General features: G+C 48.4%; 13 protein-coding genes. 10 read left to right on the top strand and 3 right to left on the bottom strand.

The window, feature by feature from the left end; genetic code table 11:
• Nucleotides 1–248 precede the first annotated feature (248 nt).
• From rpsF to P2W70_RS13050, 8 genes are all read left to right on the top strand, one after another.
• Nucleotides 249–605: a 30S ribosomal protein S6 gene (rpsF, locus tag P2W70_RS13085; protein ID WP_276481919.1), complete on the top strand. Its 357-nt coding sequence runs from the start codon at nucleotides 249–251 to the stop codon at nucleotides 603–605.
• Nucleotides 606–608: 3 nt separating this feature from the next.
• The gene (gene rpsR, locus P2W70_RS13080) at nucleotides 609–875 is read left to right on the top strand and encodes a 30S ribosomal protein S18 (RefSeq protein WP_276481918.1); all 267 of its coding nucleotides are present in this window, start codon (nucleotides 609–611) and stop codon (nucleotides 873–875) included.
• An 88-nt stretch (nucleotides 876–963) separates the two neighbouring features.
• A complete protein-coding gene (gene rplI, locus P2W70_RS13075; protein ID WP_276481917.1) occupies nucleotides 964–1,410 on the top strand; it encodes a 50S ribosomal protein L9 in 447 nt (148 codons plus the stop codon).
• Nucleotides 1,411–1,567: 157 nt separating this feature from the next.
• A complete protein-coding gene (locus P2W70_RS13070) occupies nucleotides 1,568–3,190 on the top strand; it encodes a L,D-transpeptidase family protein (protein ID WP_276481916.1) in 1,623 nt (540 codons plus the stop codon).
• A 306-nt stretch (nucleotides 3,191–3,496) separates the two neighbouring features.
• Nucleotides 3,497–3,865 carry an RNA recognition motif domain-containing protein gene (locus P2W70_RS13065; RefSeq protein ID WP_167289789.1) on the top strand — a complete coding sequence of 123 codons (369 nt, stop codon included), beginning with the start codon at nucleotides 3,497–3,499 and terminating at the stop codon, nucleotides 3,863–3,865.
• 488 nt (nucleotides 3,866–4,353) lie between these two features.
• Complete coding sequence (locus P2W70_RS13060; protein WP_276481915.1) at nucleotides 4,354–5,730, top strand: HAD-IB family phosphatase; 1,377 nt, start codon at nucleotides 4,354–4,356, stop codon at nucleotides 5,728–5,730.
• Nucleotides 5,731–5,779: 49 nt separating this feature from the next.
• Nucleotides 5,780–6,646 (top strand): universal stress protein, encoded by an 867-nt coding sequence (locus tag P2W70_RS13055; RefSeq protein WP_276481914.1) that lies wholly within the window; start codon nucleotides 5,780–5,782, stop codon nucleotides 6,644–6,646.
• Between the two features lie 159 nt (nucleotides 6,647–6,805).
• Nucleotides 6,806–9,493, top strand: a complete 2,688-nt coding sequence (locus tag P2W70_RS13050; protein ID WP_276481913.1) for an alpha-L-rhamnosidase — start codon at nucleotides 6,806–6,808, stop codon at nucleotides 9,491–9,493.
• Nucleotides 9,494–9,568: 75 nt separating this feature from the next.
• Here P2W70_RS13050 and P2W70_RS13045 read toward each other — a convergent pair whose 3' ends face one another.
• Complete coding sequence (locus P2W70_RS13045; RefSeq protein ID WP_276481912.1) at nucleotides 9,569–12,835, bottom strand: T9SS-dependent choice-of-anchor J family protein; 3,267 nt, start codon at nucleotides 12,833–12,835, stop codon at nucleotides 9,569–9,571.
• Nucleotides 12,836–13,116: 281 nt separating this feature from the next.
• On the opposite strand from P2W70_RS13045, the gene htpG reads away from it, so the two are divergent.
• The gene (gene htpG / locus P2W70_RS13040; RefSeq protein ID WP_276481911.1) at nucleotides 13,117–15,006 is read left to right on the top strand and encodes a molecular chaperone HtpG; all 1,890 of its coding nucleotides are present in this window, start codon (nucleotides 13,117–13,119) and stop codon (nucleotides 15,004–15,006) included.
• A gap of 93 nt (nucleotides 15,007–15,099) precedes the next feature.
• Here htpG and recJ read toward each other — a convergent pair whose 3' ends face one another.
• Together recJ and P2W70_RS13030 are read right to left on the bottom strand one after the other, a co-directional pair.
• Complete coding sequence (gene recJ, locus P2W70_RS13035; protein ID WP_276481910.1) at nucleotides 15,100–16,806, bottom strand: single-stranded-DNA-specific exonuclease RecJ; 1,707 nt, start codon at nucleotides 16,804–16,806, stop codon at nucleotides 15,100–15,102.
• Nucleotides 16,807–16,924: 118 nt separating this feature from the next.
• Entirely contained in the window at nucleotides 16,925–17,887 is a 963-nt protein-coding gene (locus tag P2W70_RS13030; protein ID WP_276481909.1) for a polyprenyl synthetase family protein, read from the bottom strand.
• Nucleotides 17,888–18,233: 346 nt separating this feature from the next.
• Between P2W70_RS13030 and P2W70_RS13025 the strand changes: the two genes are divergently transcribed.
• On the top strand, nucleotides 18,234–19,748 hold the full coding sequence (locus P2W70_RS13025; protein ID WP_276481908.1) for an OmpA family protein: 1,515 nt from the start codon (nucleotides 18,234–18,236) through the stop codon (nucleotides 19,746–19,748).
• Nucleotides 19,749–19,797 lie beyond the last annotated feature (49 nt).

Raw genomic sequence — 19,797 nt, 5'->3', positions numbered from 1 at the left:
GGGGCAATCGTAGCCGGTTTCAAGGTCGTCGTATATCTCCTTGAGCAATATTTTTTAATCAATAGATTGACTATCAATCGATAATCGACTACCCGGGTCCCTCAAAAATACTCTTTACCATCCCTTTGTCAGGAACTTAGAACATTGTATCTTTGCAGCCCCTTAGCCAAAAATGGCGGCCAACCGGCCAAAGTCAGCAGCGACGGGGATGTAATCATTTTTTTCTAAATCATTTTTAAACAGGGATCATGAACAATTATGAATTGATGGTGATTTTTACCCCTGTGCTCTCTGAGGAGGACTTCAAAGCCGCTCAGAAAAAGTTTACCGCTATCGTTACAGATAATGGCGGCCAAATCGTGCACACCAATCCCTGGGGTCTGAAATCACTGGCGTATCCCATCCAGAAAAAAACCACTGGTTTGTACTGGGTGCTGGAATATACTGCGCCATCCAGCTTCAATGAGCAATTGAAGATTCAATTGCTGCGTGACGAGAACGTGCTCCGTCACATGTTCACTGCACTCGATAAATACGCCGTCGAGTACAATGGAAGAAAGAGAAGTGGTGTACCTACAGGAGTTGAAAAAGCAGTGGAGGGATAACACATGGCAAAATCTAATGAAATTAAGTACCTGACCGCCATTAAGACCGAGAAACCCCGGAAGAAATTCTGCCGTTTCAAGAAATATGGTATCAAGTACATCGATTACAAAGACGGTGAGTTCCTGAAGAAATTCCTGAACGAGCAAGGCAAAATGTTGCCCCGTCGTATCACTGGTAACTCGCTGAAGTACCAACGCAAAGTTGCACAGGCTGTTAAGAAAGCCCGTCAAATGGCTTTGCTGCCTTACGTAACTGACCTATTAAAGTAAACCTCACCCTAATCCCGTGATGAACGGGTAGACAGTCATCCCGGCAATAACCTGGATCGATTGGGAAACGGTGAACAAAAAAAGAATCATGGACATCATCCTGATAAAAGACGTAGACAACCTGGGCGGCGCTCACGAAGTAGTGAAAGTTCGCAACGGTTATGCCCGTAACTACCTCATTCCTCAAAAATTTGCTGTTGAAGCAAGTCCTTCTAACCTGAAACAACTGGAAGAAAGGCTGAAGCAGATCCGCAAGAAAGAGGAAGCTATGCTGAAAGAGGTGAATGCTGTAATTGCTAAACTGAAAGATGGTGCGCTGAAACTCGGTGCTAAGACCGGTACCAGCGGCAAGATCTTCGGTAGCGTTACTTCTCTGCAGCTGGCACGCGCTATCCGCGAGCAAAAGGGTTATGAGATCGATCGTAAGAAGATCTCTATCCCTGAGGAAGTAAAAGAACTGGGTACTTACAAAGCTATCGTTGACTTCGGTAATGGTAACAGCACTGAAGTTGAATTTGAAGTTGTAGCCGAGTAATCTCGTCTGATACAAATCATTCGGGCCTTCCCATTCGGGAAGGCCTTTTTGTTTTATGCCACCTTCACGAAACCGGGCAAACTACGCAATACATTCGGCCATTCCAGTCAATCGGCTTTCCCTACTTTCCCCTATATTTATATTACAATCCTTCACGATGCGTACTTGTTATCTACTCTGCCTTACCATGGTGTGGCTTTCCGTATCTTGCCAGGACGGACAAAAGAAACCTTATGTCCGGACGGCCAAAGACACCCTTCCTTCGAAAAGTAATATCGACCCGTCCATTGCGGGTAATTTCAGCCGCCAGCAAAGCCTCCACTTCGACAGCACGCAGATCGATCAGTTTCTGCAGCAATATCCACTACTCAAAGAATTTGGACAGGATATGCACCAGTTCTATGGCAGCCGTCAGTTTGCTTATGCCTGGTTCGATAGCCTGGGCATAATCGAGCAGGCCGGTAACCTGCTCAACCGGGTGGAGAATATCAGCGATGAAGGCCTCCCGAAAAAGGTACTCTATGCCGGCGCTTTCGATACGCTGGTGGCCGATGAACAGAACAAAGCACTCGACCGCAACACACCTCCTTCTGTAGATGTCAATACCGAGTTGATGTTGACTGCTCAATACTTTTACTATGCCCGTCATGTATGGCAGGGAATACCCGATGAGGAAGTAAAAAAGATGGATTGGTTCCTGCCCAGGAAAAAGGTTGCCAAGGATGCACTGCTCGATTCGCTGCTGAAGTCACCGACCGATTCCTTCCTGGCCGATGAGCCACTCTATTACCAATATTACAAGCTGAAAGACCACCTGAAGCAATACCGTGAGATCGTTGCCAAAGGCGGGTGGCCGGCGATCAAAGCCGACAAGAAGAAATACCAGCAAGGTGATACCGGACAAGCTATAAAGCTTATGCGGCAATTGCTATTCGTGACCGGCGACCTGGCAGCAGACGATGGCAGTGCGGCTTTCGATAGTACGCTTAAGCAAGGGGTCAAAAGCTTTCAGCGTCGCTATGGTATGACTGATGATGGGGTAGTAGGGCCTGGTGTACTGAAAGAAATGAATGTGCCGGTGCAACAGCGTATTGAGAAGATCGTGATCAATATGGAGCGTTGCCGGTGGGTACCGGCCCGGCCGGCCGGTGAGTACCTGGCGATCAATATCCCGGATTACAAATTGCACGTGTTCAACAACGATTCGCTTTTGTGGAGCATGAATGTAGTTGTGGGGCAGGCTGTACACAAAACCGTTATATTCTACGGGGAGATGAAGTATGTCGTATTTAGTCCTTACTGGAACATTCCCCCCGGCATATTAAAAAACGAGGTATTGCCGGGCATTCGCCGCGATCCCAATTACCTGTCACGTCACCGGATGGAAAAAGTGGGGAATAACTACCGGCAAAAGCCGGGGCCGGGCAACTCGCTGGGCCAGGTAAAGTTCCTGTTTCCCAACAGTTACAATATCTACTTACACGATACACCTTCCAAAAGCTTGTTTGGACAGGAGAACCGCGCCTTCAGCCATGGCTGTATCCGGTTGGCAGAGCCAAAAAAACTGGCTGAATACCTGCTTCGGAACCAACCTGAGTGGACCAGTGCAAAAATCACCCAGGCGATGAATGCGGGAAAAGAGCAATATGTGACCCTCAAGACGCCGGTGCCGGTTTTTATCGGTTACCTGACTGCTTTTGTAACCGGTGATGGGCAACTCAATTTCCGGCAAGACGTTTATAACCGCGACGGAAGGTTGGCCGAAACTATTTTGCAATAAAATTTCAGGGGTACGGGCAGGAGGTGGCGATGGGGCATTTTACCGCTCAAAAAACAAACCTTGATGGTTAACTTTTTGTGCAGGTTTACAAGGCTTTAAATAGGCCAATTCGCCGAAATCCGCCCCCATAAAGGGAATGCGTAATATTTTTGTTGGTTACATAATTATTTCCCTATCTTCACAGTTGATTAATGTACTTAGTTCTCTTGTTCTGAAGTGTCTTACCTAATATCCTGGTTTCCTCAGTTCATAGTAGTAACTATTGTCATTATCCGTTTTTTCAGCACTTTAAAAATTTTAGTTACAATGAACATTTATGTAGGGAACCTCTCCTGGCAAATGACCGATGAGGATCTGAGAACCTTATTTGAACAATACGGTTCAGTTACTTCTGCAAAGATCGTTAAGGACAAAGTAAGCGGCCGTAGCAAAGGCTTCGGTTTCGTAGAAATGCCCGAAGATGGCGAAGCTCAGAATGCATTGAGCAGCCTGTACGAGTCAGAAGTACTCGGCAGAAAGATCATCGTTAACGAAGCACAGCCTAAGCCTCAAGGTGGCGGCGGTGGAGGCTTCAAGAAAAGAAGCTTCGGCGGCGGTAGCGGCGGCGGTGGAGGCTACAAGAAAGGTGGCTTCAACCGTGGCGGTGGCGGCGGTGGTTACAACAGGGATTATTAATCTTATCATCTCTTTGTATAGACTAAATCCTTCTGTTTACGCAGAAGGATTTTTTATTTTCCGACCGATTTGGAATCCTCCTTTTTGACATACTTCTCCTGCCTGCATTAGAAGCCAATACAGGCCCACTGCTTTCAATCCTGCCCGGAATGCCCGGATATGTAAATATTGGCCAATTTGACCCTTTTAAAGGCCTTATCGCGAATACATTCCCACCTTATTGTGTCATTGACCTATTTAACGGCATTTTAATTTCGTTTTAATCGTATGTAAAGGACAGCGGCGGATATTTTCCATCCTTTGAAATCCGCCCTGTAACCAGCAGATTAAAATGCCCCGGTAACACAGAAAATTAATCTTGTTGTGACTGGTCGGGGCATGGCTTTTGTCAATATAGATAGTCCCCCGCCCAGGGGGCTGTTGTGTAGAGCAAAAGCTGCAGTTTCTTGGTAAATCATAATCGTAGAATTTTACAAAAGGAGGTACTTGTGCTAACTGTTATCATTCCCGTATTGAACGAAGAAAAGACGATTGCTCGTGTGGTGGAATTCTGCCGGCAACAGGCAGATGTCAGCGAAGTGATAGTGGTTGATGATAAGTCGGAGGATAATACAGCAGCTGTGGCCATTGCGGCTGGTGCAAAGGTGATCACCAGCCAGGTTCGTGGGAAAGGCATCTCCATGAAAGATGGCATTCAGCAAGCCACTAATGAGTTGATTATTTTCCTGGACGGCGATATCGATCCATACCCGGAAGGAACCATTTCAGGCTTGTCTGCGCCCCTCATCAACGATGAAGCCGATTTTGTGAAAGGCAGTTTTGCCCGCAATGCAGGCCGGGTAACCGAATTGGTCGCAAAACCTTTATTGAATATTTTCTATCCAGGCCTGTCTTACTTTTCCCAACCACTCAGCGGCATGATTGCCGGTAAAAAATCTTATTTCAAGAAGATCGATCTGCTCAACGACTATGGCGTTGACATCGGTATCCTGATTGATATGTACCTGATGAAAGCACGCATCAAAGAAGTGAACATCGGATACATTGAAAACAAAAGCAAGCCCTGGCAGGCCCTGGGCAAAATGAGCAAGGAAGTATCCCGCGCCATCATCAGCAAGGCCCAGCGCCAGCATCCTGAGGAGATCAGCGAAGAAGAGCTGCATTCGTTGGAAGTGGTGAACAGTGAAATGAATAAAACACTGCGCGAAAAGCTCAGTGGGTTTCATAAAATGGTGATTCTGGATATGGATGATACCATATTGCTGGGACGTACCATCGATGCTTGCGCCAAAGAGTTTGGATTTACGGCCAAGCTGGAAGATCTGCGACACCAGGAGAAAGACTCCATTATCCTGACCAAACGGATCGGTCAGTTGCTGAAAGGCCGCACCATGGATGACCTGTTGCACGTAGCCAGTCAGATACCCATGGTATCTGATATCAAAGAGGTGGTGAAGAAACTAAAGGAGAAAGGGTATCTCGTCGGTATTATCAGTACCAGTTATACGCTGATCACCAATTATGTCGCCCGGCAAATCGATGCTGATTTCTCTTATGCCAACCAGCTGGAATTTTTCGAGGGCAAAGCTACCGGTGAAGTCAACCTGCCGTTTTATTTCTTTGGATCGCCGGAAAGCATTTGTGGCCATTCGTACTGTAAGACGAATGCGGTGCAATATGCCTGCGAGAAATACAGCGTGCAATTAAAAGATGTGATCTGTGTAGGCGACAGCCGCGACGACCGTTGTATGATCGGTCATGCCGGACAGGGCGTATCGTTTTGCACAAAAGATGAATTACTGGAAACAATCGCAACCAAAAATATCCGGGAGGCCAGCTTTGAACCGTTGCTGGCGCTTGCCTGACGCAAAACAACAACAATCACTCTATTGTAAACCTTAAAAAACGCCGCGTATGCCAAAAACTTTTTATAATATCCTGGTACCGGTCGACTTCTCGGGAAAGAACAAATGGGCTATTTCGAAAGCGATAGAACTGGCCAACACGTTCCATTGCAACATACACCTGGTGCATGTTGTATCGAACAACCTGTTGCCGCTGCTGCCGATCGAAACGAGCCTTAACATGCCTGGCCGTGCTTCAGAAATGAACAACGCGCGAAAGAAACTGGAAACACTGAAGAATACCTACCGTCAGCATATTTGTGGTGGCGGCAATATCGAGATCAGCCTGTTGCAGGGAAACCCCAGTCAACAGCTTTCCAAATACATCGAGCAGTACGATATGGACCTGGTAGTTGTTGGCCTCGCCCGCTTCAACCTCATTCACCGTATTCTTTCATCGGTATCCATCAGCCAGCTGGCCCGCAAAGCCAACGTGCCTGTATTGGCGGTAAGATCCAGTGGCCTCGTGAGCCATTTCAAAAAGATCGTATTGCCGCTTACCGACGAGTTACCGATGCACCGCATCAAGCTGGCGACCATGTTGGCACGATCGTTCAAATCGACCGTGTACCTGGTGTCCCTGCGCAACGACAAAGACGGCAATGCAGCAGAGAACATTATGGATAAAGCACTGGAAGTGGTACAGAGCCTGTCGACGATTCCGGTACAATCGTTCCTGCTGGAAGGGAAGAACCTGGCAAAAAGTACCCTGGATTTTTCCAAGCGTATCAATGCAGACCTGATCATGGCGAATCCCTTCAAGGAATTTCATTTACCAGGTTGGTGGAGCCGGGTAACCCGTAAGATCCTGTCTTATGGTTCCAATATTCCAGTTATCACCGTAGATCAGAAAAACGAGAGCGTATCAGCGTCATAATATGTTTTTTTAGGTTTGAAAGGCCCTGCCAGGTGGCGGGGCTTTTTAATGCGCGCCCATGCTGTTGTGCCTGCACCGCAACCGGCACAGAACATTAGGGTTAGATTGTCCGGGAATAACTGAATACCATTATCTTCCCGGTACAAATCAGCACTTTCTATGAGCATCGTTAACCGGCTATCTCTTTTTCTGCTTCTTTACTGTCTGTTGGTTGCTGTTGGCCCTGCCCAGGCAGGCGCTGTTCCGGCTGCCCTGCGTTGCGAATACCTGGAGAATCCTTTGGGTATCGATGCTACGCATCCCCGACTTAGCTGGCGCCTGATCGATGAGCGAACCGGAGCCCGGCAAACGGCCTGGCAACTGATCGTATCTACCGACTCAGTAGACCTGAAAAAGGCCATGGTATGGCAGTCTTCCAAAACTGCCGGCAGAGCTACCCTGGCAGCTTATGCGGGTAAGCCCCTGCAACCTTTTACCCGATACTTCTGGCGTGTAGTAAGCTGGGATATGAATGGCGTACAGACAAGTTCTCCAACAGCCAGTTTTGAAACAGGCATGATGGGCCAGCACCATTGGCGGGGATCCTGGATCAGTGATGTCAATGATGTAGCGCTGAAGCCTGCTGGACAATTTAGAAAGGTATTCACAACGGGCAAAAAGGTCCGTCAGGCCCGCGCGTATATTGCGGTGGCGGGATTGTATGAACTCTACATCAATGGCCAGCGTATCGGCAATCAGCGATTAGATCCGATGTATACCCGGTTTGACCGGCGCACTTTGTATGTGACGCACGATGTTACGGCACAACTGCAGACTGGAAAGAATGCCATCGGTGTATTACTCGGCAATGGCTGGTACAATCACCAGTCTACTGCTGTTTGGTACTTCCACAAAGCGCCCTGGCGGGCACGTCCAGCCTTCTGCCTGGATCTGCGCATTACGTATGAAGATGGTTCGGTAGAAACGATCTCCTCCGATAGGGATTGGAAGACGGCTACCGGCCCCGTTATCTTCAACAGCATTTACACAGCGGAGCATTATGATGCGCGCCTGGAGCAGGCAGGATGGAACACAGCCAACTTCAATGACGAGAAATGGAAGTCGAGCCTTTACCGGGCGGCACCCTCCGGCAACATCGTGGCGCAAGCCTTGCGCCCGATTGAAGCGGTGGAAACAATTTCTGTAAAATCACTCAACAAGATCAATGATACCGTCTATGTGTTTGACCTGGGCCGTAATATTTCCGGTGTCAGTAAGCTGACTGTAAAGGGGGAGGCGGGGACTGCGCTACGCCTCAAACATGTAGAGCAACTATATCCTAACGGCAGGGCTGATATGTCGAACATCGATGTACATTACCGGCCGACAGATGATAAAGATCCTTTTCAAACGGATATATTTATCCTCTCCGGAAAAGGAGCAGAAACCTTTATGCCCCGATTCAATTATAAAGGATTTCAGTATGTAGAAGTAATAAGCGACAAACCGGTGTCCTTAACCAAAGAAAGCCTGACCGGCTATTTCATGCACAGCAACGTGCCACCGGTTGGACAGATCAAATCGGCCAATCCTACGATCGACAAAATCTGGTCGGCGACCAACAACGCCTACCTGTCCAACCTGTTTGGTTATCCGACGGATTGCCCACAACGGGAGAAGAATGGCTGGACGGGCGATGCACAGATTGCAATAGAAACCGGTCTCTATAGTTTCGATGGCATCACCGTGTATGAAAAATGGCTGGCCGATCACCGGGATGAGCAACAGCCCAACGGCGTGTTGCCCTCTATCATTCCAACAGGCGGCTGGGGATATGAATGGGGTAATGGTCCCGATTGGACCAGTACGATTGCGATTATCCCCTGGAACATCTACCTCTTTTACGGCGACAAGAAATTATTGACTGATTGTTACGATAACATCAAGCTGTATGTAGATCATATCGATCAGCAATATCCTTCGGGCTTAACGACCTGGGGTTTGGGAGATTGGGTGCCGGTAAAGTCGAAGAGTCCGGTAGAGTTTACCTCTACTGCGTATTACTATGCCGATGCTACCATCCTGGCGAAAGCGGCGAAGCTATTGGGCAAAGCAGCCGACCACCAGCGGTATAAGGCACTGGCTGAAAAGATCAGGAATGCTTTTAACACTAAATATTTCCAGGCACAGACCAATAGTTACGGCACTGGCCTGCAAACAGAATTGAGTGTAGCGCTCTATTGGGGCCTTGTGCCGGAAGCCGTCAAAACAGCGGTAGCGGCCAATCTCGCCAAGCGGGTAGAGCAGGATAATTTTCACCTCGATGTAGGGTTGCTGGGTACCAAGGCCATTCTCAGCGCACTCAGCGAAAATGGACATGCCGATATCGCCTATCGGCTGGCTGCCCAGGAAACATTCCCTTCCTGGGGATGGTGGATCGTAAACGGTGCTACTACCTTGTATGAGAACTGGGACATCAACGCTACTTCCGATCTATCTCGCAACCATATCATGTTTGGCGAGATCGGCGGCTGGTTGTACAAAGGATTGGGTGGTATAAAACCTGATGAGCGGGCACCGGGTTTTGGCAATGTGGTGCTGGAACCGCATTTTGTAAATGGCCTCGATCATTTCGAAGCGGTTCACGAAGGACCGCAGGGCAATATCATCAGCTCCTGGAAAAAAGAAGCCGGCATGATCCATTGGACGGTCACTGTACCCGCCAACAGTACGGCTTCGCTGGTATTGACCTTGCAGTCAGGCCAAAATCTGTACAACAACAGTAGGCCGCTTCCTTCGACTTTAGGTAATGCTGGCAAACGCATTTTCAACGTACAGGCAGGTAGTTATCATTTTACGATCCGCTAAAAACGTCACTGACTACAATACATGCAAAAGGCTCGCATACGATGCGAGCCTTTTGCTTGTATATCGTGTGTATGTTTAGCGAATGATCACTTGCTCGGTATGCGTACCATACCTATCCATAAACGTTAACAGGTAAGTACCGCTGGGTAGCTTACTGGTTGTAAAGGTGACTGTCTGCGTACCGGAACTTGTCACCATGCGCCGTTCTATCAAGCGGCCGTTGAGGTCGGTGAAGTGAATCGTCAGCAAGCTGTTAACGCCACTTACTTGAATAGTCACGCTGTTGGAGGCTGGGTTGGGCCCAAAGCTGTAGGAGAGGCCAGTACCGACAGCTACCCGTACGATGGAAGAGAGTTCACTGCTGGCATCCATGTCAATGAGTTGAAGGCGGTACAGGTTATTACCCGCTAAAGGTTTTGCGTCGATGAATGAATAGTTTGATGCTGTTGAGGCGTTGCCTTTGGCCGCTACCTTGCCGATAGCTGTATACTGAACCCCATTGGCACTTCTTTCGACGATGAATTCCTTGCTGTTGGATTCCTGCTCCGTTCTCCAGGTCAACTCGACGGTCTTGTTTTTCTCCACTCCTCTGAACTGTGTGAGTCTTACCGGCAAAACAGCGGTGAGTAGGAAGCGGGCAATAACCGGGTAGTGATCGGAAGTGGTGATGGCGTAATCGGCCAGCACATCTTCCAAATCTTTGCGCAATTGAGCAGAACCGGGTACATAGTAGGAATTCATTTCGTTGGAGACGACCATATGATCAATTACATCGGAATTGGCCTTGGTACTGCGCAGGCCTTGTAAGCTAAGCGGTAACGTAAGCGACTTGTAGAAGTCGGCATCGGTGGAGTCACTGATCAGCGTAGTGTAGGAGGATACCGGTCCTGCACCAGCAGGTGCAGAGATGGAGAGGTCAAGGTCATCATTGAAATCGCCCAGGATCACTACGTTGTTGGTACTGAATTGAGCGTCGAGCGTATCTTTTAGTTCATCGGTACCTGCCTTGCGGGCGTTGTAGTCGGCTTGTGTATCGCCCGATTTGCCATGCAATATGAGGAAATTGATCGGTTGTGTTACGCCATTGCTCGTCACATCGGCGCTTACCAGGAAAGGCACGCGACCACTGGCCCAGTTGCTGCTAGCGGTAGGGCTCGATTTCAGCAAACCCCGTGAAATCACATTGCTGACTACATTGGTCTTGTATACGAGTGCCAGCTTTTGTCCGGTAGCATAAAGACCATTGGTGGGGTCTGGTGCTGAGGAGGCATAATACGAAAGAGCATAAGCATAGCCAGGCATATTGTCAATTACGTTTTTCAGTCGCATGGTATCGACGATCTCTTCCAGTGCAATGATGTCGGCATCGAGGTATAGTAATGCTTCGCGTACCCGGGTTTGCTGGAGGTCATTGTCTTCCGGACCATTGCCCGTACTGCCAAACCATTCAACATTCCAGGCTACGATATCGAGTGTATTTGTACCGGTTTGGCTGCTGCCAAACACCGGATAGGTTCTGTTCAGCGTACCTGATGTAAATGTAACAAGGCCCGAATAGTCGGATTCGTTAGTGGTGGGTGTCAACCGGATGAAAAGATTGTTGGCTCCGTTGGCCACTGCGGGTGCCAATGTCAGGGAAGCTGCCGGCGTACCGGAAAGCGTGTCGGTAGATAGTTCAAACCCGGTAGGTGCTACTATGTTGAGATCTGTGCTAAGGTCGGCTGCTTCGTATGGGATGGTTCTCCAGGCAGATGAATTGCCCGAAGTAGCTACGCCCAGGTTTTTGAAGTAATTGAATAACCGGGCATAGGGGGCCGCCGGGATAGCGGAGTTGAAAATAGCTACATCATCAATGCTCCAACGGGCTGCTTCAAAGGCGGTAGCCGTGTATACCCAGGCGATATGAACGCCGGCTTGTTTATAAGCCGACAGGTTGATGCTGTCAGACAGGGTCCAAACATCGCTGTTCTCATTGGGAAATTTACCCGCCAGCGTGGTCCAGGTAGCTGCTGCGGGATCACCGGTACCGGAGTAATTGGTCGATACTTTAATTTGTAAGGAAGGCCCTTCAAACCTGGTACGGCTATAGAAACGCAGCAGGGGGATATTGTAACCCGATAAGTCCAGCGCAGGAGAGATCAGCCAGTCCTGGCTGGGGAGCTTCGTGAGGCCTGCATTCACCTGCAGTGCTTTACCACTGCCCCGGCCAAAATCGGAACAGGCCCATACAGAATCAGCGGCATTGCCGGTCTCCAGACTATATTGGATAAATCCACCATCCAGGGCAGGGCTACTACAATTATCGAATGAATAGAAATAGTTACCGGAAGTTCCCTGCGTTTGGAATCGCCAGATGGTGTTGCCGGTGATACCGGCAAATAGATTGCCGGCGACGTCCTGCAGCGCGTTGTTGTCTGTTTCTATATAGTAATCTGTCAATGGCTGCAGACCGGTTACGTTTACGCTCGCTTCATTATTGGTAATGGTGGCAGTATTGGCAGCGATGGTTTGCACGATGCTGTTGTCGGCTGCCAGCTTAACATAGAGGTTACCGGTGCCTGGAGCAATATTTTCAGTAAATGCCATTGTGTAAGTGCCGCCTATGGGTGTACCTACCGAATTATTGGCAGGAGTAAGTCGGAAAAGTTGCGGCGGGTTCACGTCGGCACTGTAGGTAAAGGTGAGTTGGACGTCGTCAATGGCTAATCCATGGTCGTTGCCCACGTCGTTCAGGTCTTCCCAACGCAGCATGATTTCTTGCCCGGGATCGATGGAGAGGCCGCTGATCGTAGCACTCAGGCTGGTAAAATTAGTATTGCCATCCAGTGCGGCAGCTGTGGTGGTATTGACCAGGCTATTGAAGGTGAGGGCTGGTACAGGGGTGTAACCGGTAAAGGTGAGGCTGGTTACGCTAAAACCTGCCAGGTAGGCAAAGCTGAGTGGCTGCACAGCGTTGTTGCCACCGTTGCGCCATTGTTCGCCTCGGTATTGTACCTGGATGGCAGTAATGCTTTGTGCGGAATTGTTTTTTAGCCGTACTCCGTAGTAGATCGTTCCGGTACTGCCAGAGCCTACGCCACCGAGCGCTCTTTCTGTAGCGGTACCAGTGCCAAAGCTGTACAAGGCCCCGGAATTACTGGCACCGGCCCCTGCGTTGTAAACGGTGCGGGAGGCGTACCAGCCAGGAATGGTGGTATTGTCTGACCAGGCATTGTTGGTGCCTGCAGTGGCCAGACCATCGAAGTTTTGGGTGTAGCTGGCGCCGTTTACCAAAACCTGGGCGGTTAACTGGTTGACGGTCAGACACAAGAAGGCGATCAGGAATAAGTAGTCTTTTTTCATGTATAAGTTTTTATGAACAGTAATGGGGTACTGTATGGAATGGTGTTCCAGCGGATTGGATGTCGGAGACGGTGTAGGTGGGTGTGAGGGGTCAAAGATAAAGGAGCCAGCATTACCTCAATGTTACGGATAGCCGGAAGATTTCTCGGGGAGAGACAGGCGGCCGCCGGGTAGGCCGAAAACAGTACCTGAAAAGCTTTTCAACCGACTGACATTTTTGCCGGTTTATGGCTGCTGGCATTTTCTTTGGTAGCTTCAGGGAACAAAAACGAGCTTTTTATATGCAAAAAGGAACGATACGGGTACAGACGGAAAACATTTTTCCCATCATTAAGAAATTCCTGTACAGCGATCATGATATATTCCTGCGTGAATTGATCAGTAACGCTGTAGATGCTACCCAGAAACTCAAGACGCTCTCCTCCATCGGTGAAGCAAAGGGAGAGCTGGGTGAATTGCGGATCGACGTGAAACTGGATGCAGCCAACAAAACGATCACCATTAGTGACCGAGGTGTTGGTATGACGGCGGAAGAAGTGGAGAAATACATCAACCAGGTAGCTTTCAGTGGTGCGGAAGAGTTTGTCAAGAAATACAAAGGTCAAAACGAAAACAGCATCATCGGAAAGTTTGGCCTTGGCTTCTATTCAGCCTTTATGGTGAGTGACCGGGTGGAGATCTTTACCAAGAGTTTCCGGGATGGCGCCCAAGCGGTTCGTTGGGAATGTGATGGTAGTCCCGAGTATACCCTGGAAGAAACAGAAAAGGCCGATCGCGGTACCGAGATCGTACTGCACATCAATGAAGAAAGCAAAGAGTTTTTGGAAGAGGCGCGTGTGGAAGGTGTCTTGCGCCGTTTCTGCCGCTTCCTGCCAGTGCCTATTTTCTTTGAGCCCAAGGCTGGTGAAGAAAAGAAAGAAGATAGCCCCCAACCTGAGCAGATCAACAATACACAGCCAGCCTGGACGCGTAAGCCATCGGAGCTGACAGCGGATGATTACCAGAATTTCTATAAGGAGTTATATCCTTACCATGAACCACCGTTGTTCTGGATCCATGTAAATGTCGATTATCCATTCAACCTGACGGGTATTCTGTATTTCCCGAAGATCAAGCAGAGCTATGAAATACAGAAGGATAAGATCCAGTTGTACAGCAACCAGGTGTTTGTAACCGATGAGGTGAAGGACATCGTTCCTGAGTTCCTCATGTTGTTGCATGGTGTGATCGATTCGCCCGATATTCCGCTGAACGTGAGCAGAAGCTATCTGCAGGGGGACCCCAATGTGAAAAAGATCAACAACCACATCACCAAGAAGGTGGCCGATAAGCTGGATGAGATTTTTACCAAAGAGCGTAGTTCGTTTGAAGATAAATGGGATAGCCTGGGTCTGTTTGTGAAGTATGGTATGATGACCGACGACAAGTTTCTCGAGAAGGCCAATAAGTTCCACATCTTTGAATCTACCTCCGGTGATCACAAGTTTTATACATTGGAAGAACTGCGCCTGGCGACAGAAACTCTACAGAAGAACAAGGATGGTAAACTGGTGATCCTGTATACGACAGATGCTGTTCAGCAGGACGCTTATATCAAGGGGGCCGAACAGAAAGGATATGTAGTCGTGAAAATGGACACCCTGGTGGATGCGGCCTTCCTGAACCAGATGGAACAGAAATGGAATGATGTTCACTTTAACCGGGTGGATGCGGATATCGCTGACAACCTGATCGATAAACAAGAGAATACAGCGTCCGTTTTGAGCACTGAAGAGCAGGACAAGCTAAAGGAATTATTCAATATTCAACCGGCCAACTTGCATGTAACGGTAGAAGTGAAAGGCTTGAGTGCTGAAACGCCTCCGGTAGTGGCTACACGTCCGGAGTTTATGCGTCGCATGAAAGATATGGCCGCTATGCAGGGGCCGATGGGAGCATTTTATGCCAACATGCCCGATGAGGTAACGTTGACGGTAAATGGAAACCATCCTATATTCCAACACATCCTGGCAGAAGACAGCAAGGATAAGCAAACCAAGACGGTGCTGAACCTGGCTGATCTGGCGCTTTTGTCGCAGGGATTGCTCAAGGGAGCCAATCTTACCAACTTCATCAATCGAAGCGTGGACCTGATGGGGGGCGAAGCAAAGCCAGCAGCCGTCAATGCATAAAATAGTTATTGACGAATAATAAAAAAAGGCCGGAGCGTTCCGGCCTTTTTTTATTATTCGTTGCTGTTTATCGATCCAGAAGTAGCGTAATGGCTAGCTTTCCGACAAACGGAAGTCGATCACTTTCAATTGTAGATGTTTTTCATCATTCCATACATTTTCCTCAAGTGTAAACACGACATCCAGTGGTTTTTGTTCCTGTAGCAGGTAGAACTTTCTCGCCATGTTGAAACCTATACCATTAAACAGGATATTTTCCTGCCGCAGGGAGAACTTGATGTGGTTATCTTTTACAACGCGTGAATAACCGCTGTTCATGACATTCCTGGTTACCCAAACTGGCTTGGTATTGTCGGGCCCGAAGGGCTCCATTTGATGTATGATGTTATAAAAAGGTTGTTTGAGGTCACGGAAGGGGATCTCTCCATCGATGATGATCTCAGGGATCAGTAATTCTGGTGGAATGGTTGCGGAAACCACTTCTTCAAAACGTGCCCTGAATGCTTCCACATTGCCGGGTTCAAGAGTCATACCGGCGGCGTAAAAGTGGCCACCATAACCGAGAAGCAGATCTTTACATTGATGAATGGCTTCGTAAACATTGAAGCCGGCGACACTTCGGGCCGATCCGGCGACATACTCTCCGGATTGGGTCAATACGATAGTGGGGCGGTAGTAGTGATCGATGAGGCGGGATGCTACTATACCCACCACACCTTTGTGCCAGTGGGGCTGGTAGATCACGGTCGACTTCTTTTCTTTAAGTTCGAGGTTGCCTTCGAGCATTGCCAGGGCTTCATCAGTAATGTTCTTGTCCGCTTCTTTGCGGTTGGTATTGTCCGAGTGTAATAGTTCGGCGTATTGCTGTGCCTCGGTTTCGCTGGCTGCGATGAACATTTGAACGGCTTTGCGTGCATCGTCCATGCGTCCGGCAGCGTTGACCCTGGGCGCGATCATGAATACAAGGCTGTTGATAAACAGGGCCGACTCCAGTTTGCTCAGTTTTTTCAAGGCGCTGATCCCGAAATTGGGCGTTTCATTGGCTTTCTTAAGGCCATAAAAGGCTAGTATCCGGTTTTCGCCGGTCATCGGGACGATATCGGCTGCAATAGCGGTGGCCACGAGGTCGAGGTATTCCTCGGCTTCGATCGAGGGCAGCTGCATTTGCTGGGTGAGCGCAGCGATGAGTTTGAATCCTACGCCACAACCACATAATTCTTTATAAGGATAAGGACAATCCGGTTGTTTGGGGTTGAGGATGGCTACAGCTGGTGGCAATATGGCATCGGGAGTGTGGTGATCACACACCACAAAATCGATCCCCAGATCTCGGGCGTACCCAATGAGGTCGACTGATTTAATACCACAATCGAGCGAGATGATGAGGGTAAATCCGTTATCACGTGCATAATCGATACCCTGCTGCGAAATTCCATACCCTTCCCGGTACCGGTGGGGTATATAAAAATCTACTTTAGATGATTCATAATGCTTTCTGAGAAAGCTGAACATGCAGGATACAGAGGTGATACCGTCTACATCATAGTCGCCGAATACCAGGATCTTTTCCTGTTGCTCCATGGCTGCCATCAGCCTGCCCACGGCTTTTTGCATGTCTTTCATCAGCCAGGGATCGTGCAAGTCGGACAGCTGTGGGCGGTAGTACTGTTTTGCGGCTGAGAAATCATCTATTCCTCTTTGTATCAATACTTTGCAGAGGGCAGGATGAATTTTGAGGGACTGATAAAGCTTGTCAACTTTTTGTTCATCAGCCGCCAGTATGTTCCATCTTTTCTGCATGTATTCAATTGCTAATGTGTTGATCCCGCCAGGCGGATGATATGGTTAAAAGTATATGTATCCGGGACGTTTGACTGACTGCATCGGTCACCGGCGGCTAATACTGTTCAGGAAATCCTTAGAATTTTCTATCTGTTGTAAAACGCACCAGTTCTTCCAGGCCCTGTTGAACTTCCGGGTTATTAAATTCCTGTAAGATACTCAATGCCTCGTCACGGTAGGCAAACATCTTTTGTTCGGTGTAGTCGATCCCGCCGGCACGCTTAACGGTATCAATCACTTCCTGGACTTTTTCCGCATCCTTATTGTGATTTTTGATGATGTATATGAGGCGACGGCGGGTCGTGGCATCAGAATTGTTAAGGGTGTATATGAGGGGCAGGGTGAGCTTCTTCTCTTTGATATCATTGCCGGTCGGTTTGCCAATGGCATCGCTGCCATAGTCGAACAGATCATCTTTGATCTGGAATGCGATCCCTACTTTTTCACCGAAAAGACGCATTTTTTCGGTTATCGTTTCATTTTGAGTCACCGACCAGGCGCCGGCAGCACAGGCAGAAGCGAGGAGGGAGGCAGTCTTACCGGTGATGATTTCGAAATAGATATCTTCTTTGAGATTGAGGGTCCGGGATTTTTCCAGTTGTAATAACTCTCCTTCGCTCATACGACGAATGGCGTCGGAGAGGATTTGGAGGATCCTGAAATCGTCATGATTGAGGGAAAGCAGCATACCTTTCGCCAGGAGGTAATCGCCCACCAGTACCGAGATCTTGGTTTTCCAGAGTGCGTAGGTCGAGAAAAAGCCGCGCCGTTCCAGCGACTCATCCACCACATCATCATGAACGAGGGTGGCGGTATGCAGCAATTCTACCAGAGATGCTGCCCTATAAGAGGAAGCTGTGACGGGGCCGCAAAGTTTGGCCGAAAGCAGGACAAACATGGGTCTCAGCTGTTTGCCTTTGCGGTTTACGATGAATCGCATAATGCGGTCCAGCAAAGGCGTTTGGCTTTTAACTGCTTCCCGGAATTGTTTCTCAAATTCAGCTAATTCGTCGCGTAGTATAGCCTGTGATAATTTCATTTAGTCCAAAAGGAACGGCAAATTACTACTTTACTTTGTAAGTAAGGCAGCAAATTGGTCCTACATATAGGAGTCTTATTGAATGATTGACAGCAAGATAATACGCGTAACGTTGCTTAAAAAAATTTGGTATTTAGTTTTCAATTAATATTTTTGTGACTAATTTGGACATTGGTTTTCTTAATCCTTCACATAAACTTTAGTTATGGCAAGCAAAAAGTACACAGGTCTGTTTGGCTTACTATGCCTGTTCGCGTCTGGCTCGTTTGCGCAAATAGGCGGCAGCTATGATGTACAGGATTCCTCTGTAATACCATCAAAAAGATTACCTCAGCACAGTGAATTTATGGCTAACAATTACCCTTTTCCTGCTAAACCCAGGAATCGTTGGGAAATTGGTATCAAAGGTGGCCTTGGCAACGTATTTGGCGATGTTCGCACCCGTTTTGGTTGGGGCGCTGGTTTACATGTTCGTAAAGCACTGGGTTATGTATTCTCTTTGCGTGGTGATTTCAACTATCTGAGCGCAAAAGGTCTGAACTTCCAGCCTTCTTCCAATTACACTAAGAACCCAGCCTGGGGCGCTTATACAGGTACTGGTTCACGCGTATTCTACAACTACAAGTCGAATATTTATGATGCGGCATTGCAAGGTGTATTCACTTTGAACAATATCCGTTTCCACCGCGCAAAGACCGGATTTAACATCTATGGTTTTGTAGGTATTGGCGGTACTGTTTGGGATACCAAAGTAGATGCATTGGATGCCAATGGCAACCCTTACACGACTTTGTTTACCAACGTAGCTAACCAATATGCGGCAAATAATTATGCCTACAAAGATCGTAAGGACATCCGCAAAGCCCTGAAAGACGGCATGGATGGCGATTACGAAACTGAAGGTCAGGAAGATAACTCTTCTGCCAAGTTGTTTGGTGAGCCTTTCCGCCCCAACATCAACGTTGGTTTCGGTATGCAATTCAAGCTCAACAAAACTTTGAGCCTCGCTATCGAAGACAAAGTTACTATGCCCAAATCCGACCTGCTCGATGGGCAGCAATGGCAAGAGAATGGTGTTCCTTACACTGCACAAACAAGGGATCATGACATTTACAACTTCTTCTCTGTTGGTCTGAACTTCACGATCGGCGGTAGCAAGTCTGTAGAGCCACTGTGGTGGATCAATCCTTTGGATTATGCTTACAACGAAATCAACAAGCCCCGTCACATGAAGCTCCCCAAACCCGTTTTGGATGATTCTGACGGCGACGGTATCACTGATCAATTCGATCAGGAGCCCAATACACCAGCTGGTGCACCTGTTGACTCTCGCGGTGTTAGCCGTGATACTGATGGCGACGGTGTTCCTGATTACAAAGACAAGGAACTGGTTACACCTACACAATGTCAGCCTGTTGATGCTGATGGTGTTGGTAAATGTCCTCCTCCTGCCTGCTGCGATGAGCTGAGAAAGCTGATCGAAGAAGGTGGAATCCGTGGCAAGTGCAACCTCGGTAGCCTGCCTAGCGTAACTTTCAAGGGCAAATCTGTAACACTCAGCAACGACGCCAAGGCATTACTGGCCAGCGCTGCCCAGCAAATCAGAAACAACCCTGATTGTAAGATCGCCGTTATTGGATATTGCTCTTCCAGCAAATCTGAACAACAGCTCAGCTGGGATCGTGTAAATGCCGTTATCAACTATCTGGTTGAGAAAGAAGGCATTGGCTCCGATCGCTTCATCTTCAAGTATGGTGAAGTAGGTGGTGATTGCACTACAGTAGATCTCCGCGACGGAACTGGTGAAGAAGGTCCGAACACGGTACCTGCTCCGCACCCGAACCTGCGCCGCAGAGGATAGTACTTTTGCTGTCAACTCTATTATATAGCCCCTCCTTGTTCAAAGGAGG

The sequence above is a fragment of the Paraflavitalea pollutisoli genome (assembly GCF_029360705.1).
Taxonomy (GTDB): domain Bacteria; phylum Bacteroidota; class Bacteroidia; order Chitinophagales; family Chitinophagaceae; genus Paraflavitalea; species Paraflavitalea pollutisoli.
This window is presented reverse-complemented; position numbering and strand designations above follow the sequence as displayed.

Bases quoted from the DNA above. Each gene is read 5' to 3' on its own strand.
- P2W70_RS13050 (WP_276481913.1), top strand. From the start codon at position 6,806: ATGAGCATCGTTAACCGGCTATCTCTTTTTCTGCTTCTTTACTGTCTG.
- rpsF (WP_276481919.1), top strand. From the start codon at position 249: ATGAACAATTATGAATTGATGGTGATTTTTACCCCTGTGCTCTCTGAG.
- P2W70_RS13025 (WP_276481908.1), top strand. From the start codon at position 18,234: ATGGCTAACAATTACCCTTTTCCTGCTAAACCCAGGAATCGTTGGGAA.
- htpG (WP_276481911.1), top strand. From the start codon at position 13,117: ATGCAAAAAGGAACGATACGGGTACAGACGGAAAACATTTTTCCCATC.
- P2W70_RS13070 (WP_276481916.1), top strand. From the start codon at position 1,568: ATGCGTACTTGTTATCTACTCTGCCTTACCATGGTGTGGCTTTCCGTA.
- P2W70_RS13055 (WP_276481914.1), top strand. From the start codon at position 5,780: ATGCCAAAAACTTTTTATAATATCCTGGTACCGGTCGACTTCTCGGGA.
- P2W70_RS13030 (WP_276481909.1), bottom strand. From the start codon at position 17,887: ATGAAATTATCACAGGCTATACTACGCGACGAATTAGCTGAATTTGAG.
- rplI (WP_276481917.1), top strand. From the start codon at position 964: ATGGACATCATCCTGATAAAAGACGTAGACAACCTGGGCGGCGCTCAC.
- P2W70_RS13065 (WP_167289789.1), top strand. From the start codon at position 3,497: ATGAACATTTATGTAGGGAACCTCTCCTGGCAAATGACCGATGAGGAT.
- P2W70_RS13045 (WP_276481912.1), bottom strand. From the start codon at position 12,835: ATGAAAAAAGACTACTTATTCCTGATCGCCTTCTTGTGTCTGACCGTC.
- rpsR (WP_276481918.1), top strand. From the start codon at position 609: ATGGCAAAATCTAATGAAATTAAGTACCTGACCGCCATTAAGACCGAG.
- recJ (WP_276481910.1), bottom strand. From the start codon at position 16,806: ATGCAGAAAAGATGGAACATACTGGCGGCTGATGAACAAAAAGTTGAC.